We start from the raw sequence: 22,059 nt of genomic DNA on the forward strand, positions 1-22,059 counted from the left end.
AGCACAGATCCATGACAGCCCAGGAACCAGCCACTGCCGTCGACAAGGCATCCGTACCTCTGGAACAGATGAGTATCGACGAGAAAAAAGCGCTGATGAAAGAACTGCTCGGCAACAGGAGTCGCGATACAGTCAGCCTGGTCCCGATGTCCAGGGGCCAGGAGGCGCTCTGGTTTATTCACCGGAGTGCACCGAAAAACGCCGCCTACAACGTCGCTATGGCGTTTCATATTGATTCAGGCCTGGATCCGGTATTGCTGGAACGGGCGCTCAATCTGCTGGTGCAGCGCCACGAAATTCTGCGTACCAGCTACGCGGTGAGCGAAGGAAAGAATGTGCAGCGGATTCATGCCCGCGCCGACCTCGCACTGAGATCCATCGATGCGCGCGACCTCTCACAAGAGCAGCTTCACGCGCGCATCGTCGGCGACTACCGTCTGCCGTTTGATCTCACCACGGCGCCACCGGTGCGGGCGAACTGCTACCGGCTGGCGCAGGATGAAAGTGTGTTCCTGCTGGTGGTGCACCACATCGCTATCGATGCTGCGTCGCTGTGGATTCTGATGGAGGAGCTGGCGCTGCTGTACCGGGCATTGTGCCGGGAGGAAACCGAGGTACGGCTCAACCCGGTCCGCAGTTATCGTGAATTTTGCAGGCAGCAGGCGCGGTACCTGTCGGGCGAGCAGGGAGCTGCCGACCGGTCCTACTGGACGACGACTCTGGCCCCGGATCAGCCGCCGCTCACTCTGGACATCAGCCGGCCGAGACCGCCACTGCAGGGTTACGACGGCGCCAGCTTCTATTTCGAGGTCCCGGGGGCGTTGGCCAGTGACCTGAGGGCGCTGGCCAGGCAGCAGGGCATTACCTGCTTCTCGCTGCTCCTGGCAGCCTGGTACTGTTTGCTGGCGCGTCATTCCGGGCAGGATGACATCTGCGTTTCCTCACCCACATCAGGGCGTCTGCAGGCCGGTTTCAAACGCAGCATTGGCTACTTCGTCAATCCGGTTATCCTGCGCACGTCGATGCAGGACAACCCGACCCTGGTGGATTTCCTGCAGCGGGTGCAGCGCAGGGTACTGGAGGCGCTGGAACATCAGCAGTACCCCTTTGCTTCGGTCGTCGAAGTGGTCGACCCCCGCCGCTCGCCTGCACTTACGCCTTTTTCTCAGGCCTCGTTCGTATATCAGCGACCTGAAGCCGGGCAGTCGCTTGCCGAAGGCTGGACGCCGGGGCGGCAGGGTCCGCGCGTTCAGTGGGCAGACCTGGGCATCCGCCAATACCCGCTCGATCAGCAGGAAGGCCAGTTCGAGCTCGAACTGGAACTGACCGACTGCCGCGATCAATTGTTCGGGAGTCTGAAATACAACACGGGTCTGTTCAGTGAGCAGCATATGGAAATGTTGGCGACGCATTATCAAACGCTGCTGCAATCTATGGTCAGCGCGCCGCACTCGCGTATCGGCAGTCTGAATCTGCTCAGCGTTGCGGAGCAACAGCAACTGGCAGACTGGAACGACACCGGTCGCGAGTATGAGCCCCACGACAATCTGCAACAGCTGATCGAGGCGCAGGTGGCGCGAACACCGGATGCCGTGGCACTCAAGTTCGGTGACGAGGAGATGACCTACGCAGTCATGAACGCACGGGCCAACCGGCTGGCCCACTTCCTGTTACGCCAGGGGGTGACACTTGAAACCAAGGTGGGCGTCTGCATGGACCGGAGCTTCGATATAGTGATTGCCCTGCTGGCGATCATCAAGGCCGGTGCAGCCTACGTTCCGGTAGATCCCAATTATCCTGCCGAGCGGGTAGCCTTTCTGTTGCACGACATGGAAGCACCTCTGGTGCTCACCCAGGCCCCCTTGTTAAGGTCCCTGCCTGAACTGGACGCCCGGATAGTCTGTGTCGATCAACTAAGCCTGGAGGAATACGGCTGCGACGATCCGCAGCTGCCGGTCGGCCCACACAACCTGGCGTACATGATTTACACCTCCGGCTCCACCGGCAACCCGAAGGGCGCCATGAACACCCATGCCGGCATTTGCAACCGTCTGTTGTGGATGCAGGAAGCCTACCCACTCGATGCCAGCGACAGCGTTCTGCAGAAAACCCCGTTCAGTTTCGATGTGTCCGTGTGGGAGTTTTTCTGGCCGTTGCTGACGGGCGCACGCCTGGTGATCGCACGGCCCGATGGTCACAAGGACGTGGAATATCTGATTGATGTCATTCGTCGCGAACAGATAACGACCCTGCACTTCGTACCCTCCATGCTGAGTCTGTTCGTCGCCAATCCGGAGGCGTCTCTCTGCCATAGCATCCGGCGTGTTATCTGCAGTGGTGAGGCGTTGAGTCACTCTCTGCAGCAACGCTTTTTCGAACGCCTGGATACCGAACTGCACAATCTTTACGGTCCCACCGAAGCCGCCATCGATGTCACCGCCTGGCAGTGCCGGCCGGGCGAGGCGGGCAGCGTGGTGCCGATCGGCCGGCCCATTGCCAATACCCGGATTCATGTGGTGGACAAACATCTGCAGCCGGTTCCTGTCGGCGTCAACGGCGAACTGCTGATCGGCGGCACCGGGGTCGCCCGGGGGTACTTCAAACGCGATGATCTGACCGGGAGCAAATTCATCCCCGATCCGTTCAGCAGCGATCCCGAGGCGCGGCTCTACCGCACTGGAGATCTGGTGCGCTACCTGGCCGACGGTAACATCGAGTACCTGCAGCGCATGGATGACCAGGTGAAACTGCGTGGCTTCCGTATCGAGCTCGGTGAAGTGGAGGCGATGCTGAACCGCTGTCAGGGTGTACGCGACTCGGTGGTGCTGAAGCGGTCACACGCGGACGGCGACGACTATCTGCTGGCCTTCGCCACCCGTGACCAGAGCAAGACCGATGCGGCGACAGTTCTCCGGCAGGTGGCGGAGTTGCTGCCTGCTCACTGCGTACCCGCGGCGCTTGAATTTTTGCCTGCGCTACCGCTTTCACCCAACGGCAAGATCGATCGCCGTGCACTGCCCGAGCACCGCTTCGAAGGTGCCCTGCAGGGGGCGTCAATGGCGCCGCGCAACGCGGTGGAGCGTACGCTGCATCGCCTCTGGCTAGACCTGCTGCCGGTGCAGCGGCTGTCCATCCATGACAATTTCTTCGATCTCGGCGGTCACTCTCTGCTGGCAGTGCGCCTTATGGCTGCCGTCGAAACCGAACTGGGGCTACGCTTGCCGCTTGCCAGCCTGGTGCAATACCCCACCGTCGCCGGACTGGCCCGGCAGTTAGGGGATCCGCCTCAGCAGAACTGGGGTTCCCTGGTGGCCATCCAGGAACGGGGCGAAAACGCGCCACTGTTCTTTGTCCCCGGTGGCGGCGGAAACGTGCTTTATTTCTATCCGCTGGCCGAAAAGCTGGGCCATGAGCGACCCTTCTATGGACTGCAGGCGCAGGGGCTGGATGGGGTATCAGAGCCGCTGCACAACCCGCAGGAAATTGCCGCTGCCATGATCCGTGAAATCCGACAGGTGCAGCCCGAGGGCCCCTATCTGATCGGCGGCCATTGCGTCGGCGGCCTGATCGCTTACGCCATTGCCCAGCAACTGGCCGCCGGCGGTGACGAGGTCGAGCGATTGTTGATCCTCGACGCGCCGGCACCGCATTTCTTCACGCCGAGATCTGGCCCGTCGCCCAGTGACGCCCAATGGATCGCCATCCTGGTCGGCAGCATTGCGCACATGACCGGACAGAACCTGTCACTCGATGCCGGCGATCTGGAGTCTCTGAGTCACGATAGGCAGCTCGGTGAACTGCGCTCGCTGCTGGCGGACGCCGGAGTGGTGCCGGACAACACGCCGCTGGCGCAAATCCGCGGATTGCTGCAAGTGTTCACGGCCAACGCGCAACTGCATCACGACGAAAATGGCAATATTCACAAAATTCCTGTGAGCCTGTTCCGCGCTCGCGATATCAATCCTCACTACGATTATCGCAACCATGACGACCACGGGTGCGACATGGCGCAGTCGAGTCTTGGCTGGCAGCGTTATGCCAGCAGACCCGTAGAGGTGCAGCTTGTGGATGGCGATCACATCACCATGCTGGCGCCGGAACAGTCCAGCGCACTCGCCGAAGCGATTGCCCGCAGTTTGCAGGGCAGGGGAGTATGAAGATGTCACGACGTTACTTTCGCATCGTAACCGAACACCCGGTCGCGGTCATGCTGATTGCCCTGCTGCTATGCGCCGCCGCAGCCGCTGGCATTCCGCGGCTGTCCTTCGAGTCGGATCTGCGTATCTACTTCAGCCCTGAAAATCCGCAGATTCTCTCTCTTGACCGGATGGAGGAGACCTACTCCAAGGTGGACAACGTTCTTTTTGTGCTGGCGCCGAAGAACGGTGTTTTCAATAATCGTGTGCTGTCGCTGGTGCAGCAACTCACCGCCGACGCCTGGCAGATTCCCTTTTCCAGCCGCGTCGACTCCATCACCAACTTCAAGCACAGCTACGCCGATGGCGACGATATTGTCGTCGAAGATCTGGTACCCGACGCCAAGTCGCTGACCCCTGAACAACTGGATGCCGTCCGCCGGGTAGCACTCGAGGACCCGCTGCTGCGCCATCGCGCCATTGACCCCGATGGCAGGTTCACAGGCATCAATGTCACCATCAATATCCCCAAGGGCAAGGAGCTGACCAGCGTTCCTCTGGTGGTGGAACGCGTGCGCGCCCTGGCGGCGGACATACGCGTCCGTTACCCGGATATCGAACTGTATCTCAGTGGCGTGGTGATGATGGACAACGCTTTTGCCGAGGCATCGGAGCGGGACATGCAGACGCTGGTGCCGGCAATGCTGGTACTGGCGCTGACCCTGATGGGGCTGATCATGGGTTCCCTGGCCGTGGCCCTGGCGGCACTTCTGGTGCTGACTTTATCCATCGTCTCCGCGATGGGGCTTGCCGGCTGGCTGGGCATACTGCTCAACCCGGTCAGCATCAACGCGCCGAACATCATTCTTATCATCGCCATTTGCGATTGCGTGCACCTGCTCGCGGGGTACCTGCTGGGGCTGCGTAACGGCGAGGACCAAAAGACGGCCATGCTGAACAGCTTGCAGGGCAACGTCAAACCGATATTGATCACCAGCGTGAGCACCGGCATCGGCTTTCTTTGCCTTAACTCGAGCGAGGCGCCGCCCTTTCGCGACCTCGGGAATATCACCGCGCTGGGCGTGCTGGCAGCTTTATTTTTCACCCTTACGATTCTGCCGGCGTTGATGATATTGCTCAGAGCGAAAGTCACGGCCACCGGTAGCAACCGCATACAGGGCTGTCTTGACCGGCTGGCGTTGTCGATCACCCGCCATCCGGCACGGTTCGCACTGGGTTCTCTGGCGCTTGCCGTCGGTCTTGGCGCCGGAATCGCCAAAATCTCTCTCAACGATGAGTTCGTCAAGTACTTCGATGACAGCACCGAGTTTCGTCAACACACGGATTTCATCACCGACAACCTGACGGGCATCTACTATATCGACTACGCCATCGCCAGTGACACCGACGGCAGCGTCAACGACCCGGATTACCTGCGTACGCTGGATGCCTTCACCGGATGGCTGCGCCTCCAGGACGAAGTGCTGCACGTCAACAGCATTACCGATATCTACAAGCGTCTGAATCGTAATATGCACGGGGACGACCTGGCGTTCTATCGCCTGCCGGAGTCTCGCGAGTTGGCGGCGCAGTACCTGCTGATGTATGAAATGTCACTGCCCTACGGTCTGGACCTGCGTGACCGCATCAACACCGGCAAGAACGCGAGCCGCGTCACCGCCACCCTGAGGAATCTCTCCAGCGCCGAGGTGCTGGCCTTCGACGCGCGTGTACAGGCGTGGTTGCAGGCCCACGATACCGACATCCGCTTCAGCGAGGGAACCGGTCTCACCCTAATGTTCGCGCAGATCGGCATGCGCAATATCGCCAGCATGCTGACCGGAACGGCCATCGCACTGGTAGTGATTTCTCTGCTGCTTGTGCTGATATTCCGTTCGCTGAAATACGGGCTGTTGAGCCTGGCGCCGAATCTGCTGCCGGCGCTGGCCGCATTCGGAATCTGGGGGCTGCTGGTGGGGCAGGTCGGTATGGCGTTGTCCGTTGTCGCGGCCCTGACACTGGGCATCGTGGTGGACGATACCGTGCACATCATAAGCCGTTACCTGCATGCACGTCGGGCGCTTGGTTACGACGCCCGTGCCGCAGTGCGATATACCTTTGCCCGCGTCGGTAGCGCGCTGGTCATTACCTCCATCGCACTGAGTGGTGGCTTTGCGGTGCTGGGTTTTTCGAGTTTCGAAATCAATGCCGGCATGGGTTTGCTCACGGCCCTGGCAATCGCACTGGCCCTGTTGCTGGATCTTACACTGTTGCCGGCACTGCTGGTGTTGATGGAAGGTTCTCGGCGGGTCGCCAAAAATACCGCGCCGGAGCCGGCCCCAGCCCAATCCCGAAGTGATGCCGTCAACGCGATCTCGACTCATTGAATCGGATGGATTTAAGAGCGGAAATGATGTCTTCGATCACTGCATTCGAGGGCGCTGATCTATTTATAGGCTCAGCGTAGATTGAATTCACCTTTTCGTTCTTTCTGTCAGCCATGCTGGTAAATTCTGAGGAGAACACCCATGAAAGAACTGCTGCTGTTGATTACCTTGACAATTCTGCCGCTATCCGAGGCCCTGGCCGTAAACGCCGAGTCCAAGGGGCTTGCCATCGCCCAGGAAATGGACCGTCGTAACAGCGGTTGGAACGACCAGACCGCCGATATGCAAATGGTTCTGCGCAACGGTCGGGGTGACGAGAGCCATCGCGAGATCCGGGCCCGCACCCTGGAGGTTCAGGGCGATGGCGACAAGTCACTGCATATCTTCGACGGTCCCGCCGATGTGCGGGGTACGGCTTTTCTGAGCTTTACCCATGCCACTGATCCTGACGACCAGTGGCTGTACCTGCCGGCCTTGAAACGGATCAAGCGAATCTCGTCAGCGAACAAGTCCGGACCTTTTATGGGCAGCGAGTTCGCCTACGAGGATATCAGTTCCCAGGAGCTGGAGAAGTACAGCTACAAGTGGCTGCGGGACGAGCTTCTGGACGGGCACGAGACCATGGTTGTCGAGCGACATCCAAGCTACGAGCATTCCGGCTATACTAAGCAGGAAATGTGGGTCGACAAGAACATGTATGAGCCTCTGAAGATCGAGTATTACGACCGAAAAGGGGCGCAGCTAAAAACGGTGACCTTCCACGATTATCAGCAATATTTGGGTCAGTACTGGCGGCCCGAGCGAATGGAGATGGTGAACCATCAGACTGGGAAAAGTACTACGCTGGAAATTACCAATTACCGATTCCGAACCGGTTTGACGGCAAGTGACTTTAATCGCAACAGTCTGAAACGGATACGATAGAAATACGCGAGCATGAAACAAAACGGATTTGTTCAGCACGCTGCCAACCCGGTTCCGCCCAGCATTACGTCATCGGCGGCGGGTGGGCAGTGTGCCATCGGGCTGTTGTTGCTGCTGACCTGTGTGCGCTGTTTCGCAGGAGAGTGGTCGGGGTCCGCTGGAGCGGAATTACGCCTGTTTCCCGAGGATGCCGCCTTCTCCGCACAGGATCATCACAGTAATCTGTCCCTGGTCATCGAGCCCGAATACTACCGGCAGTGGGACGGGGGTGACCAGAGCCTGTCATTCTCTCCCTTCCTGAGACTGGACCAGCATGATGATCAACGTACCCATTTCGACATACGTGAACTCAGCTGGCTGAAGGTGACGGACGACTGGGAGCTGCGACTGGGCATTCGCCAGCTGTTCTGGGGGGTTACCGAGTCCCAGCACCTGGTGGATATCGTCAATCAGACCGATTTCGTCGAGGACATCGACGACGAAGACAAGCTGGGCCAGCCGATGCTTAATCTCAGCTTCGCGCGTCCCTGGGGCATCCTGGATCTGTTCGTGCTGCCCGGCTTCCGGGAACGGACCTTTCCTGGCCGTGACGGACGCCTGCGCTTTTCGCTGCCGGTGGATACCGACCGTCCCATCTATGAATCCGGCGCCGAGGAGCGGCATGTCGACGCCGCGGTACGCTGGTTCCGGACCCTGGGTGATCTGGATATCGGCCTTTATCATTTTTATGGCACTTCACGTGACCCCTTACTAATCCCGACATTGGACAATGACGGGACCTTGGTATTGCGGCCTCGCTACGACCTGATCAACCAAACGGGTCTGGACCTTCAATTGACGGGCGCGAACACCCTCTGGAAAGCCGAGGCCATTACCCGCAACGGCCAGGGCGACCGCTATTTCGCCTTCACCGGCGGCTTCGAGTATACCTTCGTCGGAATCGGCGACAGCAGTGCGGATCTGGGTGTCCTTTTCGAATATCTGTTCGACGATCGTGGCGAATCTGCGCCGACTCCGTTCGATGATGACCTCTTTTTCGGATTGCGGCTGGGACTGAACGATGTCAGTAGCAGTGAATTGCTGGTCGGCACGATTATTGATCGGGAAACGGGGGCCCGACTGACCAATGTCGAGGGCAGCCGTCGGCTGGCACCGGATTACAGGCTCAGTCTGATCGGTCGGTTTTTCAGCGACGTTCCGAATGAGGACCAATCGCTGTACGGAATGCGACGGGACAGCTTCATTTCACTTCAGCTGACCCGGTATTTCTAGCGACTTCGCCGCTTGAGCGGAGACTGGAGACCCGGTATTGCGGGACGCTTTCGCGGGTGGAATCCAATCACCTTTATTCAGTGCTTTTCGAGCGTTTGCTGTACCGCTGCAGATTATCGTTCAACTCCGAAATGATCTGGGTTGCGGCACTGATGATCTGGTGAGAACCGAAGCCGGCCCGGGTCATTTCCCTGTAGAAGGACCTTGCCACTATCCGCGTCATCCTGTCGAGGCGGGAGACCGATCCCATCTGGACCTTATCGCAGACCTTACCGCCGCTCTGCGCCAGCGCCAGTTGCAGCAGGCGGGAATCCAGTTGATCTCTCAGCTGCAGTGCCTGGATGGTTTTCGCCACGAACAGGCCAATGCTTTCCAGCAGTTCGAGATCCTGCTGGTCGAAACTGAGCCGCTGCCGCGGTCCTGCGACCGAGATTACGGCGAAAACCCTGTCGGACACCCGCACGGGAGAGAGCATCATGCAGGTACTGCCATAGGGTTGGTTTTCTGTACTGTCATCCCGATCATGTAGCCCCCCGATCAGCAGAGCCTGTCCGTCGGACATGACCTGCCGGACGTCATGGCTGTCGTGATCTGTGAGGGTTGTCTGCGCCATGTTCGGATCGATGCTGGTAATCGAGGCGACGGGACCGCTTTGGACCTCCTCGGCCAGAAACAGCGTACAGTGCTCGGCGTCGAATAGCTCCGCCAAAGCGCCGGGAAGTGGTTGCAGCACGTCTTGCAAACAGGTCTTCTCGCTCAGTGACGCAAGTAGTTGCCGTAACGTCCGCGACGGCTGGGATGCGCTGGAGAGGGATGGGGCGCTGGGACGCTCCGCGAACAAGGGGACTAAAGGGGGCAATATGCTCATGGTGTCATCTCCCGGGTGCTGGTCGGTGGCTGCAGGTGGGAAGACCGCCGCGGTCGGGAACTAAGGGGCCGGAAGGATAACGGCAACCGCAGATGACAGTCAGATGGGACGCCGCAAACCCTGGCTTGCATATGCCGCTCTCCGCTGGCCGCCAAAGGCGGTCTTCAGAGTCAGGCTAACGCGGCGACTGCCGGACGGCTGTGAAATGTCACCGGTCAGGCTGTAAAAAATTGCCCCGGGTTCGCCCATGTGCTCTGACGGTATTCCTTGAATACCGTCAGAGCACATGGGCGGATGCTGCAATTCGGAACAGGGCTCGGTGGGCCGCAGGCTGCTTTTCCCTGCAAGAGTACCCTGCGTGATCTTCCCGCGGCAGCGATGATTCTTGGCGAGAACAGTATCATAGCTTAGAGCGGGCCCCATCCGTTCAGGTGGGGCCCGCGGGTTGCTTCTGACTCTGCCGTGGAAACCTGCGCATCACTCTTGGTTCCCTAGTCTTCGCCGTCTTCCCACTTGCTTTGGCCCAGCCGGGTGAATGCCGTCAGGTAGACGAAGTGCTGGTCGCTCTCCTCGTCGAACTCGACACAGTACTCGGTCGGGAACCAGCCGATGTTCTTGGCGGCGGTCGGTAGTGCGGGAATGTCGAAGCAGCTGTTCGGGTGACTTTGCAGGAATTCGCGGGTGATCATCGGTTCCCAGAAGCTGATATAGCCGTTCCAGGTGCCGTAAATCCAGGTATGGGTAAACTCGCCGCCGTTCAGTTCCGGGGCGCCCGACCACAGCAGGTGATTGCCCATGCGCGGTTCCACGGCGCCGGGCGATATGAAACCGGCGGGATGCTGGCCCGGTGGCAGCGGCCGGGTGGCGGTTTCGAACTGTTCGCAGGTCAGCGGAATGCCCGGGCCGCACATGTCCTGCGCACTGGGGGGCGTGATGGCGATGCGCTCGAATTCGGAGACGGTGTAGAAGTGAAAGTCGATATGGGGCGGGCGGTAGATGCCGGTCGGAGGCGGGTGCCCCACCGGGTTCCAGTTCAGGACGATATGCTCGAATCGGGTCGTTTCGGCGATATTCCGGGGCAGGGTGGGACTGCGCTCGTGTCCGCAGCAGTGCCAGACAATGTTGCCGTTCTCGTCCAGAATATCGGAGTAGCCGTCACTTTCCTCGGTCGGTGCGTTGTCGAACACGGCGTCATCGAAACGTACGCCCAGCGTTTGCGGCACGCCATTCTCGACGGCCCCGAAAGCGGTAATGTGGCCGTCACCGAGCGCTACGGGCGCGGTTTCCTCGTAGGAGGTGGGTTTTTCTGCGAAGGCGAGCACAGGCATCAGCATGGCGAGCGCGGTGGCCATTGAACGTTTCATCGGTTATCCCTCTTTGCGTAGCGCTTATTGCCACGGTTCAATGTCAACAGGGCCTGACTGCAAGGCCGACTGAAGTATAGACAGGCCCTGGTGCCGACTGCGATTTCTGAGCCTGCCTGATCGCCGGTTTGCTCTCGTATTCTTCCCAATTCACACTCTTCGGCAATCCGGGCAGTTGGCTGGTGCGTAACAGGAATACATACAGTCAGTCACAGGCTCGGTCCCCCGGGTCTTGAATCAAAAGAGAGTATCGCGATGAGCCAGACGAATCGAGCCAAAGCCGCCAGGGTGCCACAGAGTCGCTTGTCCCGCCTGGCCGGGCTTGGCTCGCTGGCCGGGGGGATCGCCGGCAACCTGTTGGTCGAGGGTGGCCGGCAGCTGGTGCGCGGCGAGCGCCCGGAGCTGATGAACCTGTTGCTGACGCCGGGGAATATGAGCCGCCTGGCGGACCGTTTGGCGCGGATGCGGGGGGCGGCGATGAAGGTGGGGCAGCTATTGTCGATGGATGCCGGCACTGTGCTGCCGCCGGAGCTTGCGCAGGTGCTGGCGCGGTTGCAGGCGGATGCCGAGTTTATGCCACAGGCACAGCTGTTCTCGGTGCTGGAAGCCAATTGGGGCAAAGACTGGGAGCAGGACTTCTCCCGCTTTTCGTTCAGACCGATAGCCGCTGCGTCGATCGGCCAGGTGCACGAGGCGCGCACTGTCGACGCTGAGCATCTTGCGGTCAAGGTACAGTATCCAGGGGTTCGGCGCAGCATCGACAGCGATATCGACAATGTCTGCTCGCTGTTGCGCATGAGTGGCCTGCTGCCCGCCGAGCTCGATGTGGCGCCGCTGATCGAGGAAGCCCGGCTGCAGCTCAAGCGGGAGGCTGACTACCGTCGGGAAGGTGAGCAGCTCAGCGCCTACGGGGAAATGTTGAGTCGTTTCCGCAACAGGGATCGGGTACGCCTGCCGCTATACCATGCCAAACGCTCAACAGCCGATATCCTGTGCATGAGCTTTATGCAGGGGCAGCCCCTGGAGGCCCGGGTTCGGCACCGCAGCGACGAGGCGGACCGGCTGATGACGCTGTTGCTGGACCTGTTCTTCGCCGAGCTGCTCGAGTTTCAATCTGTACAAACCGATCCCAACCCGGCCAATTATCGGGTGGATACGGAGTCCGGCGATTTGATACTGCTGGATTTCGGCGCGGTGCGGGCGTTTTCGCCGGCTTTCGTCCGGGGCTACCGTCGAGCCATCGAAGCGGCGGTGAGCGAGGACCGCCGGGCGCTGCGTGAGGCCCTCGAGGCGCTGGGGTTCTTTCATCGCGGTAGCGAGGTCGCCAATCTCGATGTCGTTCTGGATATTTTCGTGCTGGCGGCCGAACCGCTGCGAAGCCCCGGCGCCTATGACTTTGGCAGTTCCGACCTGGCGCGCCGGATTCAGTCCCGGGGGATGTCCGTCAGCCGCGATCCTGCCGCCTGGCATACGCCGCCGGCTGACGTGCTGTTCCTGCATCGGAAAATGGGTGGCCTTTACCTGCTGGCGTCCCGTCTCGGAGCCCGGGTGGACGTCGGCAGGCTGTTCCAGCATTATTGACGGGGCTGTGCGGTGCAGCACGTCCGGCATCGACGCCGATAGCGCCATGCGGCGAAGCGGGTGTAGAGCCATTCCAGTGGCCGGGTGAGATGGCACCGCTCGATCAGCGCCGCCAGCCAGCGATAGCGCGGCAAGGCCCGCCAGATGACCAAAAACGCGTTTATACCGGTGCTGATCTCTCCACCGGCCTCCAGCGCATGGAGCCGGCGCATCGCTTCGTCCGGGGTGATGCCTGCAGCATCGAGCGCCGCACCGTTGCGATGAATATCGCGCCAGTCAACGGCGCAGGCACGGTCGAGCCGGCGGTAGTGGCCGATCTCACGCCGGCATAGGGGGCAGCTGCCGTCGTAGAAAACGATCGGTTTCGCAGTGGTTTCAGCTCCCCTTGTCATTCTGACTTCCTTAAACGTGGGTAATTTCGTCTGAAGTACGCCGCTGCCGGGAGCTCGGACCATACACACCTGGAGGGTACAGCCGGCGCGAGGGCTTCGGCTGGTTTGAGGGGCCGGGTGATTCCTGTCTACCAATCATATCCAGATATTCTAGACGGCGGAAAGCGGGGGGTTGACTGTGCTCTCGCGACGCTGTGTCCCACAATAGTCTATGGAGGCTGCCAATCCATACCCGCCGTGCTTGTCAGAACGTTAAGAATTAGGAGTTACGCCGCTTACCGTGAAGTGGGTAGCTGGATGTAAGTGCCAGGCACATTATAATTTTTTATTGAACAGTCGCCGATAACGATCAAGGTTGTTTCGGTAGGTTGCTTCGCGGTTGATTTCGAGTCGCGCAATACCTGTTTAGCGGGTGATACCGAATTGTTATCACCCGGTCTATGGAAAGCGTACGGCTTAATGCCTCTCGCTTTACCTCATACGAAGCGGCCGCTGATCGATCCCAGGTCCTGATAGTGCACGGTGAAGTTGTCGCCCGGATTCACCGGCATGGCCGCGGTGATGGCGCCGATCATGATGAAGCTTCCGGCGGCCAGCGATTCGCCGCGCTCGCCCAGCATGTTCGCCAGCATTGCCACCGAGGCCGCAGGATGGCCCAGAACCGCCGCACCCGCGCCGGTCTGCACCACCTCGCCGTTGATCTCCATGACGACCCCGAGGGTCTTCAGGTCCAGCTCAGACGGCGGCGCCATGCGCCCGCCGGTGATGAAACGCGTCGAGCTGGAGTTGTCGGCAATGACGCTTTTCAGGTCGAACTTGAAGTCCTTGTAGCGTGAGTCGATCACCTCGACCGCCGGTACCACGAAGTCGGTGGCGCGCAGCACGTCGCCGATATGCACGCCCGGCCCCTTCAATTCCTCCTTTAGAACGAACGCCAGCTCCGCCTCGATCTTCGGGTGGATCAGCTCGGCGTGCTTGATGTCGCCGCCGTCCGGTACGCTGAAGTAGTCGGCAAGAAAGCCGTAGCAGGGATGTTCGACGCCCATCTGCGCCATCTTGGCCCAGGAGGTCAGCCCCATCTTCATGCCGACGATCTTGTGGCCGCGCGCTTCCTTGCGACGACGGATCTCCCACTGGATGTCGAACGCATCCTCGTAGCTCATCTGCGGGAAGTCGTCGGTGATCTTGGTGACTTCGTAGGCGTCGAGTTCGGCGTTTTCCAGGTGGATCGCCAGCTCTTCGATCTGTTGCTTGCTCAGGTTACCCATTGGTTCGGTCCTATCTGTTCGTCCGCTGGAGTGCCGTGCGGAGCGCTTCGATTGCGGCACGTTTCGCTGCGCTCAAGGTGCCCTACGTAGGGTGCCCCTGAGCGAAGCGAACGGCACCGCCCATTCAATGCCGCATCACGCCAGGCCTTTCTGCTTGGCAAGGGTCAATGCCAGGTCTTCGATCATGTCTTCCTGGCCGCCGACGGTGCCGCGACGGCCCAGCTCGACCAGGATGTCGCGCGCCTGTATGCCATACTTCTGCTCTGCCCGTTTGGCGAACAGCAGGAAGGAGGAGTAGACGCCGGCGTAGCCCAGCGTCAGGGCGTCGCGGTCGACGCGGATCGGCTGGTCCATCAGCGGCACCACCCGGTCCTCGGCGACGTCCATGATCTTGTAGAGATCGATGCCGGTGTGGGCGCCCATCCGCTCGAGCACCGCGCAGAGCACCTCCAGCGGCGTATTGCCGGCGCCGGCGCCCAGGCCCGCCACGGAACCATCGATGCGGCTGGCGCCTGCGTCGATCGCCGCCAGCGAGTTGGCGACCGCCATCCCCATGTTGTGGTGGCCATGGAAGCCGATCTCGACATTCGCCGGCAGTTCGCTGCGCAGCAGGCCGATCTTCTCGCTAACCTCGTCCGGCAGCATGTAGCCGGCGGAATCGGTGCAGTAGATGCAGTTGGCGCCGTAGCCGGCCATCAGCTTCGCCTGCTCGAGGATCTTCTCGGGACTGGCCATGTGCGCCATCATCAGGAAGCCGACGGTGTCCATCTCCATCTTGGCGGCCATACCGATATGCTGCTGCGAGACGTCGGCCTCGGTGCAGTGAGTGGCGACGCGAATGGTCGAGACACCGCAGTCGCGCGCCATCTTCAGGTGATCGACGGTACCGATGCCCGGCAGCAACAGCGCCGAGATTTTCGCCTGCTTCATCTTCGGCACCACGGCGTTGAGGTATGCCTCGTCCGAGTGCGCGGGGAAGCCATAGTTGACCGAGGCACCGCCGAGGCCGTCGCCGTGGGTCACTTCGATCAGCGGCATGCCCGCTTCATCAAGCCCGGTGGCGATATTGACCATCTGCTCAAGGCTGATCTGGTGGCGCTTGGCGTGCATACCATCCCTGAGACTCATATCGTGCAGAACGACGTTCTTATCTTTAAGATTCATTCGTTGCTTCTCCCCGCTTAGCCGCGTGCCGGCAATGTGATGGTGCCGTTCGCCGCTTCCTCGGCGAACATCTCCGCGGTGCGTAGACCCGCGGCGGTCATGATGTCCAGGTTGCCGGCATATTTGGGCAGGAAGTCGCCGAGGCCCTCGACCTCCATGAACATCGACACCCGGTTGCCGTCGAACACCGGTCCGTTGACCAGGCGGTAGCCCGGTACATACTTCTGCACCTCGGCCACCATGGCGTGGACCGACGCGGTGATCGCGGCCTGGTCCGGTTCGCCGGAGGTCAAGCAGTGCACGGTGTCGCGCATGATCAGCGGCGGCTCGGCCGGGTTGATGATGATGATCGCCTTGCCTTTCTTCGCCCCGCCGACCTGCTCCACCGCGCCGGCGGTGGTACGGGTGAACTCGTCGATATTCTGGCGTGTGCCCGGGCCCACCGAACGGGACGAAACGGTCGCGATGATCTCGCCGTACTCGACGCCCTGCACCCGTGACACCGCAGCCACCATCGGGATGGTGGCCTGGCCGCCGCAGGTGACCATATTGACGTTCATCTCAAGCCGCTCGGCGTGCTGCTTGAGGTTGACCGGCGGCACGCAGAAGGGGCCGATCGCCGCCGGGGTCAGGTCGACCATAATGACGCCCAGCTCATTGAGCTTGCGGCTGTTCTCGGCGTGAACGTAGGCGGAGGTGGCGTCGAAGGCGACGCGGATATCGTCGGCGATGACGTGCGGCAGCAGCCCGTCGACGCCCTCGGAACAGGTTTTGATGCCCATTTCGCGGGCACGTTTGAGGCCTTCGGAATCCGGGTCGATGCCGACCATCCACACCGGCTCGATCCATTCGGACCGCTGCATCTTCATCAGCAGATCGGTGCCGATATTGCCCGGGCCGATAATCGCGGCTTTCAGTTTTTTAATCATGATTCAATCCTGTATTCGCTCATGGCACGAACCGTAGGAGCGGCGCCCCGCCGCGAAGCCTTGCGAAACGGTGCCATGCATTCGTGGCGAGGACGCCACTCCCACAGGTATCACTCCCACAGGTGCGGCGCCCCCATGCCCTCTCAGCTGAAGCGCACCGAGGCGCTACCAAGCCGTCCGATGCTGACGCTCATGAAGTCGCCGGCCCTGACCGGCTCCAGCGGTACCAGTGAGCCCGACAGGATCACCTCACCGGCCTTGAGCGGAATACCGAAGGTGCCCAGGGTATTGGCCAGCCAGGCGACGCAGTTCACCGGGCTGCCAAGCGCCGCCGCGCCCGCGCCGGTGCTGATCACCTCGCCGTTCTTCTCCACCACCATGCCGCAGGTGCGCAGGTCGACCTTGCGCGGGTCGACCGCACTGTCACCGAGGATGAAGAGACCACATGAGGCGTTGTCCGCCACCGTGTCCTGGATCTGGATCTGCCAGTTCTCGATGCGCGAATCCACCACCTCGAAGCACGGCAGCAGGCAGTCGGTCGCCGCCAGCACATCGGCCGCGGTCAGACCCGGCCCCATCAGGTCCTTCTTCAGGATGAAGGCGATCTCGCCCTCGGCCTTGGGCTGGATCAGCTGCTCCGAGATCGGCATCTCCTGACCCTGGCTGAACGCCATTTTGTCGGTCAGGAAGCCGAAGTCCGGCTGATCGACGCCGAGCATGCGCTGCACCGCCTTCGAGGTCAGACCGATCTTCTTGCCGATCACCCGCTCGCCGGCTTCGAGCCGCCGCTCCAGCAGCCGCAGCGAAATGTGGTAGGCGTCTTCAACACTGATATCGGGGAAGCGCGTTGTCAGCGGCGTCACCGTTTCGCCCTTGCGCATTGCCTGATAGAGTTCGTCGCCAAGCGCAATTATCTGGTTCTGTTCCATTGTTTTCTCCGGTTCAGAGCTTGATACAGATGTTCTTGTGTTCGGTGTAGAACTCCAGTGAATAGGTACCGCCTTCGCGACCGATGCCAGAAGTCTTCGAGCCGCCAAAAGCGGTGCGAAGATCGCGCAGGAACCAGCTGTTGACCCATACGATGCCGGACTCGATCTGTTCGGCGACGCGAAGCGCGCGCGAGCTGTTCTCGGTCCAGATCGCTGCCGCGAGACCGTAGTCTGTGTCGTTTGCAAGGGCGATCACTTCGTCTTCGGAGTCGAACGGGCGGATATGACAACAGGGCCCGAAAATCTCCTCGCGGATTACTCGGGCGTCGTCGGGCAGGTCAGTCCAGATGGTCGGCTCGATCCAGGCTCCGTCGTTCAGCGCTTCGCCCATATCCGGAACACCACCGCCAATCACGACAGTTGCGCCTTCGTCTACTGCAAGACGGTAGTACGAAAGCACTTTTTTCTTATGCTCCTGGCTCACGAGCGGGCCGAAGTCGACGCTCTCGTCTTCCGGTCGGCCTATCTTGAGTGCAGCTACCCGCGCCTTTAAGCGCTCGACGAACTCAGCGAATATCGGCCGCTCGACGTACAGGCGTTCGGTACCGAGGCACACCTGACCACAGTTGGCGAAAGCGGAACGCATGGTGCCCTCGACTGCCTTTTCCAGGTCGCAGTCGGCGAAGACGATGCCAGGATTCTTACCTCCCAGCTCCATCGATATATCGCGAAGGCCTACAGCCGCGGCTTGCATGATGGCCTGCCCGGTACGGGATTCCCCGGTAAAGGTAATGGCGTTTACGTCCTTGTTGGTCGTCAAAAACTCCCCGGCCGAACCTGGACCGAAACCATGCACCACGTTGTAAACCCCCTTAGGAACGCCGCATTCGTTCATGACTTCTGCCAGCAGGGTTGCAGTAGCCGGCGTTTCTTCGGACGGCTTGACGACCACCGTGTTGCCACAGGCCAGGGCGGGTCCAACCTTGAATGTCATTAGCAACAGCGGGAGGTTCCAGGGAGCGATCACCGCGATAACTCCCTTAGGGCGACGGTGTCCGACGTTCAGGGCGCCAAGATTATCCGGAGTATCGGTCTTGAATGCTTCGGTAGGTTGGTTCGCCAGCATCTCGGAGAAAGCCTTGAAGTTGGCAGCACCTCTTGGAATGTCGATCTGGGACGCCATCGAGTAGGGTTTGCCGGTATCCTTGCATTCCGCTTCGAGAAACTCGTCGAATCGCTCATTGATACGGTCGGCGACCCGATTAAGCAGTTCGATGCGCTCAGCCTGGGTCATCTCGCTCCAAGGGCCGCTCAAGGCCGCCCGAGCGGCTGCGACGGCTGCATCCACATCCTTCTTGCCGGCTTCATGGACAATTGCAATCAAGCTGTTGTCCACCGGGTTTCTGTCCTCGAACGTTCTTCCGGATGAAGACTCTGAAAATTCGCCATTAATAAAGTTTTTTATTTCTTTCATCTCGTAAATCCTCAGGCTTCAAAATTCGTCGAATCAGCACTGCTGAACGGCTGTCTAGAACGATCCGATATTGGGTTTTTATTGCACGGTATCAGATTGATGAAATCACCGGATATTGGAACCGCTTTTGAATATTGGAAGTCTGCTTTTTTGAGCTTGACACTCTCTGCTGAATTATCTGGCAGGAATCGAAAACGGAAAGCAGCCAATATCGGTTAGTTTGGGAGTTAATCAATTCCCAGCCAGCGTTTGGCATTTAAACCCAGTAGTTTTCGCTGCTGATGTTCGGTTAGGTGAGCTGAGGTACGCACCAGTTCACCCATGACCTGCTCTCCCAACGGGAAGGGATAATCGGTACCGAACAGCACTCGATCTTCCCCCATAACATCAAGCAGCAGTTTAAGTGCGCCGTCGTTATATACGGCGGTATCGACATAGAATCGATTGACATAACTGGAGGGTAATTCCGGGCAGTCCTGTCTAACGATATCTCGATGTCTCCAGGCATTGTCGATGCGACCAAGCAGGTAGGGGAAGCTGCCGCCGCCGTGAGCAAAGCACAGCCTAAGGTCTTTCGGCAGGCGCTCGATGGCGCCGCTCAGGATCAGCGACAGGATCGACAGTTCTGTCTCGGCGGGCATTTCCACCAGCCACTGCAACATATAACGCGAATTGCGCACCGTCTTGTTCATGTCCCAGGGGTGGGCCAGAACAGCGGCGCCTTCGGCCGCACAATGCTGCAGCACGGTCATGATGCCTTCGTCATCGAGGTCCCGGTCGCCAACGTGATTGCCGATCTGAACGCCCAGGTGGCCTTCACGCATGATGCGGCTGATTTCGGTGCACGCCAGATCCACATCTTGCAACGGCACCTGTGCCAGGCTCATCAGGCGGTCGGGGTTGATGGCACAGAGTTCCCTTGCGGCATCGTTAAAAAGACGGGCGCACTCAGCGGCTTCTTTGGCGTTGCGGCCATAGGCGAAGAGCACGGGAGTGGCGCTGATCACTTGGATATCGATACCGTCGCGATCCATATCCGCCAGACGCTGCTCGGCGGACCAGACCGCCGAAGTCACCGGTCGAAACTCCTTGTTTCCGAACATCAGCATGGCTTTGTCCGCGTCCTGGTGTTTCATCCAGGGCCAGTCGCCGCCAAATTTCTCCGCCAGATCCGGCCAACTGTGGGGAATAAAGTGATTGTGAATATCGATGACAGACATATATCTGAACCAGCCTCATGAAGATTCGTGGGCCGTCTTCCAGCCTGGTGTACCCGGGAAGATCGGCGTGATGGAGGTGATCCTAGCCCTGCCGGACATCGAGTAAAAATCAAATAAACCGCTTTGGATATAAGTAATGCCTATATAAGGCGGTCGAGTGATGGCGACGTAGTACAACACCAGTGCCGGAGGTGGGGCCTGTCTGCCAGCGGAAGGGGAATCGGGAGTCTAGAGCTCCCGACTGACAAGCTGAAGCTCGCGGATAAAGGATTTGACGACGGTGGATGGCTCATTTCCCTTGGGGACGGAAATGCCGACGGGTCCCAGCCGTTGGTTCAGGTCCACCGGCAAGCGGATCAGGTCGCCACGGGCGATCCGGCTCTCGACGGTATGGGCCGGTGCGACACCGATCAGCTCGGTATTGCGCCACAAGTAACTGTTGGTCAGCCAGGAAGTCGATTCGATCACGCAGCGCGGGGGTTCGAGCTCCGCGTCAAAAAACGCTTTTTCCAGCTGCGCTCGCAGTGTCGTTTCAATGGGGGGCAGCACCCAATCACAGCGGCTGAGTTCTTCAAGCGTAACCCGGGCGTGGGCAGTCAACGGATTACCCGGGGACGCAAAGACAATGATGTCTTCATCATAGAGGTGGAGTTGTTCGGTGCCCTGGCGATACTCGTACTCCGGCAAGCGGCCGATCACCAAGTCGATATCTCCCCTTAGAAGCCGCGGCATCAGTATGTCGTTGGTTCCCTCTATCACCTTGATGATGAGGTTGGGACGGACTTCTCGCATTCTTTCGATGGCCCTGGGCAGGACAATTGCAGCTGCCGCCAGCAGGGTGCCGACAACGATGCGCCCACCGGCACCGGATGCCAGATCAGACAACTCTTCGCCGGCGTGACGCACCTGGGTCAAAATGGAGCGGGCATGACGGACCAACGACGCACCGTATGTTGTGGGTACCACGCCTCGGTTGGTCCTTTCGAACAATTTGCAGTCGAGCGCAGCCTCCAGCTCCCGTAACGACTGGGTCGCCGCGGGCTGGCTCATACCAATGCTGTCACTGGCCCCGCGCAGCGTTTTGGTGTCGTCTATGGCGACGATCAGCTGCAGTTGGCGCAACTTGATGCGGGACATCACCTTCTGTGCGATATCCATCTCTAGCCTCATGATGCATAGCGTGCCTGTTATTCTATATATCAAAGGGCCAGCTGTCTTTGATATAGACCTGGATTATATCCATGTCAGGGGAATCGAATCTGATTTCCGCTCCACCGGTGCTACATTGTCCCCGGTTCAGAAATGGAGGGGGCTGAGTTGACGCCATTGGAGCTTATATATAGTGCCACTGCGCTTGGAGTGGCTGGTGGTATCAAGGGGTATGCCGGCATCGGCTTGCCGATGATCGCTATTCCTGCGCTGGCAATGCTGCTGCCGATGGATCGGGCCATTGCGCTGATGGTGCTGCCAGTGTTGCTGGCAAACCTATGGCAAGCACGCAATCTCCCCCGGGAACTGTTAGACAACCACTGGTTTTCGGTTCTCGCCGTATCGCTGTTGCTGGGCATAGCTGGGGGGTATCTGCTGCTGCCGGCGGATTCTAGGTTCCTGTCGCTTATGGTTGGTGTGTCAATGACTGCCTTTTCGCTGCTGTGTCTGACCGGGTACAGGCTTTCGATCTCGTCTTCAGTACGCCGTCCATTGGCGGTGGTCTTTGGTTGTACCGCCGGGCTCATTGGCGGCTCAACATCCCTGTACGGTTGGCCGCTGGTAATTTTCCTGTCCTCTGCCGGCTTGCCGCCGCGACAGTTCGTGGCAACCATATCCTGCCTCTATTTGGTCGGGCATCTTGGCTTTATGTTGAGCACGGGGCTACAGCTGAATCTGACATTGTCAGGGGTAGGGCAGTCGATGCTGGCCTGTGGACCTGTGTTTGTCGGTATTGCCGCAGGGCAATGGTTGCGCGCGCGGTCCGGGGAGCAGCAGCTCTTTTACCAACTGGTCTACCTGTTGATGCTGATTGGCGGAGCGGGCCTGATCCTGCAGGTTCTTTGATCTCGGCGCTGTCCTGGACCGCGGGGGCAGGACAGCGACAACCTGAATGCCTCCCGGTTTTTGATATAGGCATTGCTAATACCTGAGCCGCAATAT

General features: G+C 59.8%; 16 protein-coding genes. 6 read left to right on the plus strand and 10 right to left on the minus strand.

Going from position 1 to position 22,059, the window contains the following annotated elements; genetic code table 11:
• Positions 1–11 precede the first annotated feature (11 nt).
• The 4 genes from IEX85_RS13435 to IEX85_RS13450 all read left to right on the plus strand — a co-directional run bounded on the left by IEX85_RS13435 (position 12) and on the right by IEX85_RS13450 (position 8,719).
• Positions 12–4,157, plus strand: coding sequence for a non-ribosomal peptide synthetase (locus tag IEX85_RS13435; protein ID WP_188861124.1), 4,146 nt, complete (start codon positions 12–14; stop codon positions 4,155–4,157).
• A gap of 2 nt (positions 4,158–4,159) precedes the next feature.
• Entirely contained in the window at positions 4,160–6,523 is a 2,364-nt protein-coding gene (locus IEX85_RS13440; RefSeq protein WP_188861125.1) for an efflux RND transporter permease subunit, read from the plus strand.
• A gap of 141 nt (positions 6,524–6,664) precedes the next feature.
• Entirely contained in the window at positions 6,665–7,447 is a 783-nt protein-coding gene (locus IEX85_RS13445; protein WP_188861126.1) for an outer membrane lipoprotein-sorting protein, read from the plus strand.
• Positions 7,448–7,459: 12 nt separating this feature from the next.
• The gene (locus tag IEX85_RS13450; RefSeq protein ID WP_188861127.1) at positions 7,460–8,719 is read left to right on the plus strand and encodes a hypothetical protein; all 1,260 of its coding nucleotides are present in this window, start codon (positions 7,460–7,462) and stop codon (positions 8,717–8,719) included.
• Positions 8,720–8,792: 73 nt separating this feature from the next.
• On the opposite strand, the gene IEX85_RS13455 is transcribed toward IEX85_RS13450, so the two are convergent.
• Positions 8,793–9,452, minus strand: coding sequence for a GAF domain-containing protein (locus IEX85_RS13455; protein WP_229721927.1), 660 nt, complete (start codon positions 9,450–9,452; stop codon positions 8,793–8,795).
• A 626-nt stretch (positions 9,453–10,078) separates the two neighbouring features.
• A complete protein-coding gene (locus tag IEX85_RS13460; RefSeq protein ID WP_188861129.1) occupies positions 10,079–10,951 on the minus strand; it encodes a hypothetical protein in 873 nt (290 codons plus the stop codon).
• A gap of 255 nt (positions 10,952–11,206) precedes the next feature.
• Here IEX85_RS13460 and IEX85_RS13465 point away from each other — a divergent pair, with 255 nt between their 5' ends.
• Positions 11,207–12,532 (plus strand): ABC1 kinase family protein, encoded by a 1,326-nt coding sequence (locus IEX85_RS13465; RefSeq protein WP_188861130.1) that lies wholly within the window; start codon positions 11,207–11,209, stop codon positions 12,530–12,532.
• On the opposite strand, the gene IEX85_RS13470 is transcribed toward IEX85_RS13465, so the two are convergent.
• The 8 genes from IEX85_RS13470 to IEX85_RS13505 form a co-directional block, all read right to left on the minus strand.
• The gene (locus IEX85_RS13470; protein WP_188861131.1) at positions 12,526–12,924 is read right to left on the minus strand and encodes a thiol-disulfide oxidoreductase DCC family protein; all 399 of its coding nucleotides are present in this window, start codon (positions 12,922–12,924) and stop codon (positions 12,526–12,528) included. The genes IEX85_RS13465 and IEX85_RS13470 overlap by 7 nt on opposite strands.
• A 476-nt stretch (positions 12,925–13,400) precedes the next feature.
• Positions 13,401–14,192, minus strand: a complete 792-nt coding sequence (gene dmpH, locus IEX85_RS13475; protein WP_188861132.1) for a 2-oxo-3-hexenedioate decarboxylase — start codon at positions 14,190–14,192, stop codon at positions 13,401–13,403.
• A gap of 135 nt (positions 14,193–14,327) precedes the next feature.
• Positions 14,328–15,356 (minus strand): 4-hydroxy-2-oxovalerate aldolase, encoded by a 1,029-nt coding sequence (gene dmpG / locus IEX85_RS13480; protein ID WP_188861133.1) that lies wholly within the window; start codon positions 15,354–15,356, stop codon positions 14,328–14,330.
• A 17-nt stretch (positions 15,357–15,373) separates the two neighbouring features.
• Positions 15,374–16,285, minus strand: coding sequence for an acetaldehyde dehydrogenase (acetylating) (locus tag IEX85_RS13485; protein WP_188861134.1), 912 nt, complete (start codon positions 16,283–16,285; stop codon positions 15,374–15,376).
• A 143-nt stretch (positions 16,286–16,428) separates the two neighbouring features.
• Positions 16,429–17,214 carry a 2-oxopent-4-enoate hydratase gene (dmpE, locus tag IEX85_RS13490; RefSeq protein WP_188861135.1) on the minus strand — a complete coding sequence of 262 codons (786 nt, stop codon included), beginning with the start codon at positions 17,212–17,214 and terminating at the stop codon, positions 16,429–16,431.
• A gap of 13 nt (positions 17,215–17,227) precedes the next feature.
• Positions 17,228–18,688 carry a 2-hydroxymuconic semialdehyde dehydrogenase gene (locus IEX85_RS13495; RefSeq protein WP_188861136.1) on the minus strand — a complete coding sequence of 487 codons (1,461 nt, stop codon included), beginning with the start codon at positions 18,686–18,688 and terminating at the stop codon, positions 17,228–17,230.
• Positions 18,689–18,915: 227 nt separating this feature from the next.
• Complete coding sequence (locus IEX85_RS13500) at positions 18,916–19,908, minus strand: amidohydrolase family protein (protein WP_188861137.1); 993 nt, start codon at positions 19,906–19,908, stop codon at positions 18,916–18,918.
• Positions 19,909–20,136: 228 nt separating this feature from the next.
• Positions 20,137–21,066, minus strand: coding sequence for a LysR substrate-binding domain-containing protein (locus IEX85_RS13505; RefSeq protein WP_188861138.1), 930 nt, complete (start codon positions 21,064–21,066; stop codon positions 20,137–20,139).
• Positions 21,067–21,225: 159 nt separating this feature from the next.
• On the opposite strand from IEX85_RS13505, the gene IEX85_RS13510 reads away from it, so the two are divergent.
• A complete protein-coding gene (locus IEX85_RS13510) occupies positions 21,226–21,963 on the plus strand; it encodes a sulfite exporter TauE/SafE family protein (RefSeq protein WP_188861139.1) in 738 nt (245 codons plus the stop codon).
• Positions 21,964–22,059: the final 96 nt, after the last annotated feature.

It is taken from the genome of Marinobacterium nitratireducens (assembly GCF_014645375.1).
Lineage (GTDB): Bacteria > Pseudomonadota > Gammaproteobacteria > Pseudomonadales > Balneatricaceae > Marinobacterium_A > Marinobacterium_A nitratireducens.